The following is an 11330-nucleotide window of genomic DNA, read 5'->3' as shown; positions in this document are numbered from 1 at the left end:
CACCGGCGACGCCGTCCCAATCCCCAACCGAGCGTTGCTATTATCCCAGTAAAAGTTCGCATTGTTCTGGCTGATCACCCCTCCAGGCCCCGCAAACAACACCGACCCCTGCGTCAAGCCCGACAGCGTCAGCGCCGTGAAATGCCCGTTGACCCCATGCACGTTCGCCCATCGCTGCGTCGCGCTCCCAAGATCATGCGCATTGTCCGCCGTCGGCAACACATTCCCTGTCACGTTCACCGTCCCCGTGATCGCCGCCCCACCCGCCGTCACCGTCAACTGCCCGTCAAACCGCCCCGTCCCCGCTACGTGCAACAATGCCGCCGGCACTGCTGTCCCAATCCCTACATTCCCCCCACCCAGCACCCGCAGCCGCTCCGTCCCGTTGGTCCGCACGATCAGATCGTTGGCCCCCACCACACTGATCCGCCCATCCCCTCCACTGAACTCTACCTCGTTCGTGGCCGCCAACAGGCTCACGCTCGTCCCCACTACCACCGATGTCCCAAACCGTCCCGTCCGCCACCGCTGTCCCACGATCCCCAAGTCGTACGTGTTGTCCGCCGCCGGCACCACATGCCCGTCACTGCCCCGCACGATCAACCGCTTCGTGTTAGCCGTCCACACCTCCACATCCCCTGCTCCCCCTGTCGTCGCCACCACCAATGTCTGCCCATCCGTTGTCCCCACAAAGTTCCCCGTTAACCCATTCCACGCCGTCGTCCCTGCATTCCCCGTCAGCAGCCATGCCCAGTTCCCAATCAACGCCCCCGCCCCAATCCTCTTCACATCCCCACTGTCGTCCAGTACCACAACATCGTCCGTCGCCAACCCCGTCGGCACCTGCCCTAACCGCACCGGCGATATCCCACCACCTGGCCCCTCCACATGTAACCGCCTCACCGGACTCCCAGTCCCGATCCCTACTTGCCCTGCCTCATCGATCACCCCCAGCACATTGTTCGAGTTATCCTCCCACCGCAGCAGCGGTACCCCACTGCCCACCTGGTTCGCCCCCGCTGTGATCAACACCTGCGTCGTCTGCGGTGTACCACCACCCCCTGCGTCATACACGTGCAGCGTCGCAAATGGATTCACCGTCCCTACCCCCACTCCCCCGCCCTCAAACACTGCCGACGTCGTCCCGTTGCCCACAACGTGCAGCTTCTGCGCCGGTGCCGCCGTCCCAATCCCTACCAACCCACTGTTGTCGATCACGCCCCACGGCGTCCCACTTTCGTCCAACCACGTAAACAGAGCACCCGTTTGCCCCACCACCGACTGCACCACCAGCACATCCCCTCCCGTCGGATTCTGCATGTACACCTTCCCCCTCACATCCAGCTTCGCCGTCGGCGCCGTCGTCCCGATCCCTAGCCGCTGTGTCGCCTGGTCCCAGTACATGTCGTTGCTCCACACCGGTGCTGTCCCTGCCCCCTGTGACACCAGCAACTGTCCCACGGCCCCTGCAGCCCCAGCCGGCATTAACGCCCCGCTGAACCGCACGTTCCCCACCACATCCAGCCGCTCCGCCGGCGTCGCCGTCCCAATCCCCACATCCCCACCAGCCGTCACCCGCAGCCGCTCCACGTTGTTCGTCACCACCACCAACGGCTGCGCATTCAACGACCCGAGTCTCTCCCCGCCACTCAACGCATTCCCCGTCAGCAGCCACGCCGTTGTCCCCACTATCCCTGACAGGGAACGCGTCTTGACTATCCCGCTGGGATCTACCACGAGAGCGTTATCCAGCGTGTTGTCTGGCTGTAGCCCCTGGATACGGAGCGGGTCGGCTCCGCTAACGACGTGGAGCCGATGAGTCGGAGCCGGCGTCCCTATTCCAACGTTGGCAGATGCCGTAGCCCCATTGACCCCTGCGATGGAGCCAATCACAACGCTGTTGTCTGTTGCAGCGAAAGCAAATGCACCGATTGCCGTGGCATTCGTCAAGTCCGGAGCGCCGATATCGGCTCCAAAGCCTATCGCCGTATTGTAAGACCCACTCACGAGGCTGACGAGCGTATTCGATCCCAGCGCTGTGTTCCCAGAGCCACTGATGTTTTGAGACAGAGCTGTTGCACCTACAGCGACGTTTTTCTGCCCTGTCTCCGTCAGGGTTCCTGCCAAGTAGCCAACGAAGGTGTTCTGCCGGGGTGATGTCAAATCCATACTGATGCCAGCGCCCTCTCCGAGCGAGACGGACTGCCCGCTGTTGAGTACTTCGATCTGACCACCTGTAGTAATACGGACTCGATTAACATTGTCCGTGCGGATGATGAGCGGCTGGTTGTCTATAGTCCCTAAGAAGTTGTTCGTGGGGTCGGTCCCTGCGTTGCCTGTCAAGGACCAGAAGTGGGTTGTGCAATCATCGCACGTATTCACCACCAGTGGTATTGCAGGACTGTATCCACCTAAGACAGGGAGTCTACTGCCACCGTTACGGAGGGCTCCCGGCCGGGTCGGTTCCAGTCGATCAGCCTTGGAAGACCCCAACGTGAGTTCCCCCTTTCGCTCCTGGAGACTCCAAGGTGCCAATGGGTTACGCCCCAGCGAACGCCCGTTGTAGAGCACCTCCAGCCAGTACTGCTTATGGGTTGCCAACCGCAGAGGCTTGGCTGCTCCTAAGACTACCTGGTATGCCCCACCACGGGTCGTGACTAATTGGGACTCTTCCCACACTGGCTCCACGGCTTCGGCACTCTCGTAGAGGCGAAACTCCACACGATAGAGTCCATCAGGGATGGGCTTCCCAGACTCTAAAAGGATAACGCCACTGTAAGGCAACCGCGACTCCTGAGCCACGATGGCCAATACTGCCACAAAGGGAAGTACCGTAGCTACGACTGTCCGCATCAGGTCCCTCGACTCATAGTGAGACCATTATCTGTCAAAGGACGGCCTAGTAGTAAAGCGGCCGGGCTGCAATTCACCGCTGCCTTGGAGGTGCTCACACCGCCCTGAGAACGTACGGTAGGCTCGCTGCACAAGCGCGAACATACAACACCTTCCCCCTTTATCGGTGAGCCATGAGACTCTTTTCCAGCAACGCTCATCACCCCTTCAGGTTTCCGCACGCCGCCATACCATAACCTCCCCCCTTCCCTACACCCTCAGTGGCACCGCAAAAATACAAAGCGGGCAGGCATGTTGCAAGCCCTCGCCACTCTACGTCAAGGCTCGGTAAACGACCCACACGCTCTACCGCTCACAGCCGAACTCTCTTGAAGACAGCTTCTGGGATGAGGCGCACCACGAGCATTACCCATCTCCACCACCACGGCACGTAGAGGATTTCCGGCTTGCCCCGCTCCAGAGCCCGGTAGATGCTTCGGGCAACAGCCTGTGGCGAGGCAACCAGAGGGGTTTTCGGGAGATGCGCCGTCATTGGCGTGTCCACGTAGCCGGGCTTGATTGTAATGGCGCGGACTCCAAATCGGAACAAATGCCCGCGAACACCTGCAGTGAACGCTGTCACTGCCGCCTTTGCAGCGCCGTAGACCGCCATCTGCGCCCGCCCGCGCTCCCCAGCCACGGAGCTGATGACCCCCACCACCCCATGGCGCTGGGCCTCCAGCACCGGCACTAGAGCGCTTAGGAGAGCTACGACGCTGGTGGCGTTCACGTGGAACTCCTCAACGTTCCGCTCAGGATGCGGCCACAACTCCTCTTGCCGAGGAAGGCTCCCGTGGGCAATGAGGACAACATCGAACTCCCCTAATCCCTGCTGAGCTTCTGCCACGACCTGCGGGGCTTGGTCCCACTGGCGTGCATCCCAGAGGATAGAACGAGCAACCACTGCACCGCGAGTCTGCAAATCTGCCACAACAGCATCCAGTTTCTCCGGCGTCCGTCCGACCAGCACCATCCGAGCACCCTTGGCTGCATAGAGCCTCCCGACCGCCTGCGCGATTGCCGAAGTCGCTCCAACGATGAAGACTCGTCGCATGGCTACCCCTCTCCTGTGACACGACGCCAGAAGCTGGACGAAAACGCTGGATCGCGGAAACGGGCAAACTCCCGCCAGCACGGGAAGGAGAGCTCGAACATCTCCGGCGACATCCTGGCATCCTTCGCCGGATACAACGCGCCCCCGGCCTCACGGACACAAGCATCCAATGACTCCAGCAGCCTCCACGTCCGCTCCCCCTCAACTGCAAAATCCACCGCCAGTGTCACGCCAGGCCGTGGGAACGAGAGCATCCCCGGCGAGCGCTGTACTCCAAAGACCTTCAGCACGCCAAGCAATGCCGTAACCCGCGCTCGGGAGATTCGCCCTAGCATCTCCTCAACGGCCCCCTCGGCTGCTGCTGGAGAAACGACACACTGGTACTGCACGAAGCCACGCTTGCCGTAGAGCCGATTCCAAGCTCCAACGGCATCCAGCGGGTGGAAAAAGGTCCAGTAGGGTACGATCTGCGAGTGTGGCCGCCGACGTTGCAACCAGTAGTACAGCGCGTTGAGCTTCCGTGCGCTCCAGGGGTTCAAAAGCCAGCTCGGGGCATCCATTGGCACCCGGACAGTCGGGCCAGTTGCCGGCAGAGCGGATGGGGCAACTCCACTTCGCGCATGGTTTCCTCGCCAGAAGATACCCCGTCCTAAGTGGCTGCCTTGTGCTGTGACATCTACCCAGGCAACCGTGTACTCAAAGGCTACATCCGACTCCCGGCTCAGGCGGAAAAACTCGCGCACGTGCCCAAAGGGAATCAACTCCACCTCCATCCACGCCGTCTCCACTCGCCGGAGTCGGATCTCTGCCCACGTAATGAGCCCCGTCAGTCCTAGGCCACCAATCGTTGCTCGGAAGAGCTCCGGGTTCTGCGTGGGAGTACACAATAGGCGCTCACCCGTGGAGCGCACAAGCTCAAACGCCTGCACATGGCGGCCAAAACTCCCAGAACGGTGATGGTTCTTACCGTGGACGTCGTTGGCAATCGCACCGCCAATCGAAACCCACTGCGTACCCGGACTGACGGGCACGAAGAACCCCCGGGGCACAATCAATTCCAGCACCTGGCCGATGCTTACCCCCGCTTCGCATCGTAGGATGCCGTTCTCTTCATCGAGAGCGATGAAGCGGTCCAGCCCTGTTGCGTCTACCAGGATTCCCCCATCGTTGAGGCAGCTATCACCATAGCTCCGCCCGTAGCCGCGAGGCAGGAGAGTCATCCCCAATGGCACCGCCGGTAATGGATCGCTACGCCAGCGAAGGCGCCACACTGTTGCTGGACGATGCTTCGGATAGCGCCCCCACGAGAGGTAATCCCTCCGGCTCATCCGCTGGCAAGGAGGAAGATAAGACCCAATCCAACGGCGACAGCGTAGCTGACGGGATCGCGTAGCACGAACACAAGCGGATCATCGCTCATCTGCCGGCGGTGCGCCTGCATCCACAGGTGGGCTACCCAGTAGATCAGCAGTGGTGTGCTCAGCCACAGCCATTGAGGTTGTCCGTACAACTGCACGACGGCAGGGCTGTTGGCGTAGAGTACGAAGACGAGAACGGCCAAGTAGCCACTGGCTGTACCGAACGAACGGACGAGGGCTTCATCCTCTACAGCATAGCCCCGGCGCGGGAGCTCGGCCTCTGGTGTCGTCCGCAGTTCCACATACCGCTTCAGGAAAGCCAGGCTCAGGAAGAGGAAGATCGCAAACGTCATCAGCCACCCTGACAGCGGGATCCCAGTAGCCCAGCCACCGGCAAGGATACGCACCGTGTAGAGCCCCGCCAGTACGACGACATCCACTAATGGTACCATCTTGAGCCAGAACGAGTAGAGCGCTGAAGCCACTGCGTAGAGCCCCAACACAAGCCAGAACCGCTGTGGCAGGCCGAGCCATGCCGCAATCGCCCCCGCGGCTACAAGGACTGGCGCCAGCACTACACCAACCCACAACGGCAACTCCCCACTGGCGAAAGGACGTTTCCGCTTCCGAGGATGGCGCCGATCTGCCTCCACATCCATGAGATCGTTGAAGACGTACAGACCAGAGGCAACCAAGCTCAGCGCAACGAACGCCAGTGCAGCCATCCCCCAGAGCTGCCACTCCGAGAGGCGATGTGCCAGGATGATTGGCACGAATACCAGTAGGTTCTTCAGCCACTGGTGGAGCCGTAGAACTTTGAGTAGCGCCCGCCACCGCAATGGTTGCGGAAAGTCGCGTCCTTCAGTGAAGAGGCGTCGCATCCGTCGTATGAACCGCGGAGTCCCCACGATATGAGCAGCGACTGCAGCCGACCAGATAGGGATGTCTGCTCGCGAATTCCCGACGTACTCAAACGGTTCCGCGCCAAGGAAGCTCTGGATCCGCTGCAGCTTCTGCCGCCCACGGAGGTTGTCGACATCTGTACTCGTCATCACCGCATCGAAGAGTCCTGTGCGTCTAGCAACAGACTCGCCAACGGAGGGTGGCGCGGCCGTAGCTAAGATAATCCTCCGTCCCCTCTGCCGCTCGGCCTGAAGCCACCTTACGAGCTCCTCCCGAAGGGGAAGACCGTCCGCTTGAAGCCCAGTTTCGGCTGCAAGCCGAGCCTTGACATACGCTCGCCCACCCTGCAGCAGCCACAACGGGATCAGCGCCACTCTCCACGGACGGTGCCGCAACAGCCGAACGAAGCACTCCCAGAGAGCATCTGTTCGCAGCAGCGTTCCGTCTAAATCCACAACCAGTGGCGGACCTGCAGAACTCACAGTGGCTGGCTCCACCATTCCACCGACAACTCTGGGAAGACCGAATCCCGCTCCTCGACAGCACTGACGAACTTTTCCTCGTCCGGCGTTAGCTCCCCTCGTCCCGAGCTCTCCTCTACGAGCTGGCACAGACGTTCGAAGTCTTGGGCATGGAAGGCAAAACGCTGCTCGGCATACTCTTGGGCACCCCCGGTGACTACCTGGAACATCCAATCCGAACTCTGCATCAGCAGGAGTTCACGCAGAGCCTGTCGGAGGAGCCGTTCCTGGAGTGGAGAGCGAACCCCTGTCGGGAAGCGCCGGAGGAGAGTCTGGAGGCGCTCCTCCGCCTGGGCTAAGAAGTGCCACATCCACCGCACCCTAGGGTCTATCCAAGGCTCATGCCCGGCATCCTTTCCCCACGAGCCAGCAGGAAGCCGTACCTGTCCCACTGGCTGCGTCCGCTGTCGACATTCCCGGAGGCTCCACAGTTCCACGGCACCGTCTGCAGCCACCCGCTCCCAGAGGAAGTGCAGAAACAATGGCCCCTCAAACCACCAATGCCCGAAGAGCTCAGCGTCAAACGGCAGGCAGAGGACTGGGAAACAACCCTGGCGCTGAGACTCCTCAGCGAGCGTTCGAGTCAGGACGTCGGCGAAGTGTGTAGCATGCCCTGCCGCCTTACCCTGAGCCCAGTCGGGCACGTAGAGCAGCTTGTACTGCATATCCAGCCGGTTGTCCGTCACGCGCCAGTACCGCAGCCACGAAGTGTAGTGGCGCTTGTGGAAGTCTAAGTAGTCCCCATCACCTGGATAGCCCGTCCGGGCATCCCAGACATGAGCTGCCGTTGCCTGGTGTCGGGCCAGGATGTAGCATCCCCACGGGCACTCAGGCATGGAGCAACACCAGTACGGCTGTAACAGCGATGGCCCACGACAACGTTCCGATCGCGACCAGAAGTGGCCACGCTCCAACAGCTGCTGTTCCACCACGCAGCTCTCCAGTCCGAGTTGCCACAGCCAATACTCTACCCCAACCGAACGCTGTGCCCTTGAGCCGTAAAGGGATTCCGCCGTCGTATCCTGCGCTGGGTAGTAACCACACTCAGGCAGCCACACGCTCTGCGGTGTACGGCCGAAATGGCGCCGGTACGCCTCCACACCAACTCGAAGCTGGAAGGCAACCGCTCGCTCGCTTGGCAGCAGCGGGAGGTACGCATGGGTAGCTGCCGAAGTCGCCAGCTCCACTACCTCTATGGACTGCAGGCGCGCAAAAGCAGCGATGAGGTCTCCTCGGTACTCCTCCAGAAACTCCTGCAGCCGCTCAGCGTACCACGTCTGCCATAGCTGGGCCAGACGGATCCAATGCTCGCCGTAACCATAGCGGCGGAAGTGGAACTCATCCTCCCGAGCTGCCTCCATCTTCTCCTGGCAGTACTGCTGGAAGAGCACCCGGAAAGCGGGATGGGCTAGCTGTTCGCACAGCACAGGCGAGAATTCCAGCGTGCAGCGCGGCAGAAGGCCACGTCGTATCAATCCCCGCAGAACCTTCAGCAGTGGCAGGTAGCACTCTGCTACAGCCTCGCAGAGCCAATCGGTGCCGTGGGGAAAACGACCGTGGTGTAACACATACGGGAGGTGCGCATGGAGGACCACAACGATAGCTCCAAGCGCCATCCGCAAGGGCTTCTGCGTCAATGCACTCGGAAGGGGATCGAGGGCATGGATTGCTGGGGCTCTACACGGATCTCCCCATACTGCTGCTCGTACTTGCGAATGTTCTCCCCAAGCGCCATCCAGAAGAGCTTAGCGTGCTGCGGAGTCATCAGAATCCGAGCATGAACGCGCGCCCGAGGCAATCCTGGCAGGACACGGGTGAAGTCCAACACGAACTCCGCAATCGAATGCGAGATGATGACCAGGTTGGAGTAAATCCCCTGAGCCTCTTGCTCGCCAAGCTCTATGTTGATCTGGTGCTCGATGGTTGGCTGCTCTAGCTTGGACTTGTCGTGTTCCATTGCTATGCCTCACTGTTGGTTGCGTAGTCGGTCAGCGCGGTTGTAGTACTGCTCTGCCTTCGCCTTCTCGCCACGGCGGGCGTAGTAGCCACCCAAGAGCTCGTAGTACCGTGGCTGCGTGGCATAGAGCGGCTCCAATCGCTCTAGCTCCGCCACCAGCCGGGTCAACTTTTGGGTCTCACCGAGCACTTCGTAGATGTTCAGGAGCTGCTCCAGCACAAGGAACTCGTCCTGCTTCCCGGGCAGTTGACGGTAGCGTTCGAAGAGCTCTGCAGAGCGGCGGAGCAGCGGCGCATAGCGCTCGCGCTGCTCTTGGTACCGTGGATTCTGGCGTCGCTTCTCTATCTCCTCCTGCTGCAGCTTCCCAGCCCAATTCTTGTAGGCCACAGCGCCGTTGAAGAGAGCAAGCTCGTTTGCCGGTTCCCTCTGCAGGACTTCGTCGTAGGCCTTTGTAGCCTCTTGGTACCGCTCCTGCTTCGTCAGCACGATTGCGTACTGCAGCGTATAGGCTGTCTTCGTCGGAAATTGGCTTCGGAGTCGCTGGAGGAGGTCCAGGAGCTCTTGGGTCCGTCCCTGGCGGTCGTAGATCTCCAGCAGCAGACCCATTCCCGCTTCGCTTTCTGGGCTGAGGGTCAAGACATCGCGGGCGTAGCTGAGGGCTGTGTCCAGCACTCCACGGTCCATGTATGCCAATGCTGCATTCACCAGGGGCTGGACCATAAGCCGAGCATACCGCTCCTTTTCGGCCTGTGTCCACGCCTGCGGTGGCCTATATCGCCACCCTTCCACGACCGCCTCCTTCCCGTCCACTGCCGCAGCAAAGACGTAGAGTGGCTGCCCCTCAACGGTCCAGAGGTCAACGAAGAGCGTGTCCTGCTCAGCCAGGATGTTGCGGCTCTGTGCTGGAGGACCCAACCTCCGTAGGAGTTCACTGCGGGCCATACCGAGAGTGACGCCAGCCCTCTGTGCGGCCTCTATCTCCGGCTGTACCAGCTGCCGGTAGCGGACGAAGTTCTGTAAGGCAGCCACAGTGTCCCTTGCAAGTTCCTCCACGATCCCTAGCAGACCGTAGGGATCAGGAACGTCTGGCTTTAGGCGAATTGCCAACTGCAGCAGCTGACGAGTCTTCTGGAGCTGCTCTGCCGAAGGAGACTGGGCGGTCGCTACTTCGTTGTACTGGACGATAGCCTGGTTGTAGACGGTAACCCACAGCGCAACCTCCTCGGCAGCAATCTGAGTGGTCCACCGTCCTGTCTTATCATTGGCACGAGCTCCTTGGAGTGCTTGTGCAGCCGCTTCGTACGAGCGTGTGTGCTCCCGATGCAGTTGCGCCAAGAGGAGCCACGCCTCGATGTTGCTTGGATTCTTCTGCGTCTCGGCCTCCAAGTTACGGAGTGCCTTGGGGTAATCGCGCTGTCCGAGCGCAATCTTCGCCGTCGTGAACTCTGGGGACGCACAGTGGAAGTGCCCTACGGCAAGCACCGATAGCAGAAGTGCTATAGCCCACCGCCGTGCCATGTACCGGCTCCTCATCCCTCAAACACCTGCTGGCTAAGCACAAAGTTAGCGAAAGCCCATCGGGCCGCCATGTGCTGCCGCTCCTGCAGACGGGGTAGTCTCAGACCTGTTCACTGCGCCATCTCCTCCGGCACCAGCATGAGCGTATTCCGTAGCGTCCCCAGCCGCTCAATCGAGAGCTCTACTGTATCCCCTGGCTGTAGCCACCGAGCAGGGGTGAAACCACCTGTGGTGTTGAGCTCTAAGAGGCATCCCGTGCCGCACGTCCCAGACCCGATGACGTCCCCTGGATACAGCCATGTCCCGTAACTCGCCCGCTCGATGATCTGCGCGAACGTCCACCGCATGTTGCGGAGCGTATCGTGGGAGATGAGCTCCCCGTTAAGCCGTGCGGTCATCTCCAGGTCGTAGTGGTTCCCATCCGGGGTCAGGATGGCCCGGTCTGCGAGTTCATCCAGCGTCACCAACCAAGGACCCAGCGATGTGGCGAAGTCCTTCCCCTTCGCTGGGCCGAGGTTCAGCTTCATCTCTTGTGCCTGAAGCTCCCGCGCGCTCCAGTCGTTCATGATCATGAACCCAGCGATGAACCGCTCCGCTACACTGGCGGGAATGTTCTTACCAGCCTTGCCGATGACGACAGCACACTCCAGCTCAAAGTCCAGCCGCTCCAGATGTCGCGCTTGGACTGCAACAGGTCCCGGGCCCGTCACCGCCTGGTGGTTGCCGAAGTAGAACACAGGGAAGGCGTCGAACTCTGGGATCATCGGCAGTCCGCGGCTCCGGCGTGCGGCCTCAACGTGCTGCCGAAAGGCGTAGCCATCGCGCAGCGACCGTGGCTGGAGCGGAGCCTCCAATACCGCCTCATCCAGGGCAAAGGCTAAACCATCGGCAACAAGAGCCTCTTCGCGCCCCGCACACCACTCCTGGAGCCGACGCAGCTCTTCGCTAGCTACCTCCCACAGCTCCAAGAGTTGCAGCATCTGCGTGGGCATCGCGAAGAGACGATGGACCAATCCCTCCCGCCGGGCAACTTCGTATGCCCCTGCAGCATCAACGATCCAGTGCTCACCACTGATGAATCCGGCCCGCACACAGGGTCCAAGTCGATACGAAACAAGCTTCATCTG

At 61.0% G+C, this 11330-nt stretch carries 8 protein-coding genes; all 8 read right to left on the bottom strand.

Annotated elements, in window-relative coordinates; all coding sequences use genetic code 11:
• The coding region (locus NZ960_02665; protein MCS7176518.1) for a hypothetical protein at nucleotides 1-2853 on the bottom strand (2853 nt) is incomplete at its 3' end.
• A 352-nt stretch (nucleotides 2854-3205) separates the two neighbouring features.
• Complete coding sequence (locus NZ960_02660) at nucleotides 3206-3946, bottom strand: SDR family NAD(P)-dependent oxidoreductase (GenBank protein MCS7176517.1); 741 nt, start codon at nucleotides 3944-3946, stop codon at nucleotides 3206-3208.
• Nucleotides 3947-3948: 2 nt separating this feature from the next.
• Nucleotides 3949-5274 carry an FAD-binding oxidoreductase gene (locus NZ960_02655; GenBank protein ID MCS7176516.1) on the bottom strand — a complete coding sequence of 442 codons (1326 nt, stop codon included), beginning with the start codon at nucleotides 5272-5274 and terminating at the stop codon, nucleotides 3949-3951.
• Nucleotides 5271-6707 (bottom strand): UbiA family prenyltransferase, encoded by a 1437-nt coding sequence (locus tag NZ960_02650; protein MCS7176515.1) that lies wholly within the window; start codon nucleotides 6705-6707, stop codon nucleotides 5271-5273. Before NZ960_02650 ends, NZ960_02655 begins: the two co-directional genes overlap by 4 nt.
• Complete coding sequence (locus NZ960_02645; protein ID MCS7176514.1) at nucleotides 6686-8344, bottom strand: DUF1957 domain-containing protein; 1659 nt, start codon at nucleotides 8342-8344, stop codon at nucleotides 6686-6688. Before NZ960_02645 ends, NZ960_02650 begins: the two co-directional genes overlap by 22 nt.
• 17 nt (nucleotides 8345-8361) lie before the next feature.
• Complete coding sequence (locus NZ960_02640) at nucleotides 8362-8685, bottom strand: DUF3467 domain-containing protein (protein MCS7176513.1); 324 nt, start codon at nucleotides 8683-8685, stop codon at nucleotides 8362-8364.
• A 9-nt stretch (nucleotides 8686-8694) separates the two neighbouring features.
• The gene (locus NZ960_02635; GenBank protein ID MCS7176512.1) at nucleotides 8695-10218 is read right to left on the bottom strand and encodes a tetratricopeptide repeat protein; all 1524 of its coding nucleotides are present in this window, start codon (nucleotides 10216-10218) and stop codon (nucleotides 8695-8697) included.
• A gap of 95 nt (nucleotides 10219-10313) precedes the next feature.
• On the bottom strand, nucleotides 10314-11327 hold the full coding sequence (locus NZ960_02630) for a fumarylacetoacetate hydrolase family protein (protein ID MCS7176511.1): 1014 nt from the start codon (nucleotides 11325-11327) through the stop codon (nucleotides 10314-10316).
• Between the last annotated feature and the right edge of the window lie 3 nt (nucleotides 11328-11330).

The organism is Candidatus Kapaibacterium sp., assembly GCA_025059875.1.
Taxonomy (GTDB): domain Bacteria; phylum Bacteroidota; class Ignavibacteria; order Kapaibacteriales; family HRBIN21; genus HRBIN21.
The sequence above is the reverse complement of the archived record's forward strand: the minus strand, read 5'-3'. Positions and strand labels throughout refer to the sequence as shown.

What these genes read in the sequence shown, in the direction of transcription:
- NZ960_02660 (MCS7176517.1), bottom strand. Translation starts at nt 3,946, where the DNA reads ATGCGACGAGTCTTCATCGTTGGAGCGACTTCGGCAATCGCGCAGGCG.
- NZ960_02655 (MCS7176516.1), bottom strand. Translation starts at nt 5,274, where the DNA reads ATGAGCCGGAGGGATTACCTCTCGTGGGGGCGCTATCCGAAGCATCGT.
- NZ960_02650 (MCS7176515.1), bottom strand. Translation starts at nt 6,707, where the DNA reads ATGGTGGAGCCAGCCACTGTGAGTTCTGCAGGTCCGCCACTGGTTGTG.
- NZ960_02645 (MCS7176514.1), bottom strand. Translation starts at nt 8,344, where the DNA reads ATGGCGCTTGGAGCTATCGTTGTGGTCCTCCATGCGCACCTCCCGTAT.
- NZ960_02640 (MCS7176513.1), bottom strand. Translation starts at nt 8,685, where the DNA reads ATGGAACACGACAAGTCCAAGCTAGAGCAGCCAACCATCGAGCACCAG.
- NZ960_02635 (MCS7176512.1), bottom strand. Translation starts at nt 10,218, where the DNA reads ATGAGGAGCCGGTACATGGCACGGCGGTGGGCTATAGCACTTCTGCTA.
- NZ960_02630 (MCS7176511.1), bottom strand. Translation starts at nt 11,327, where the DNA reads ATGAAGCTTGTTTCGTATCGACTTGGACCCTGTGTGCGGGCCGGATTC.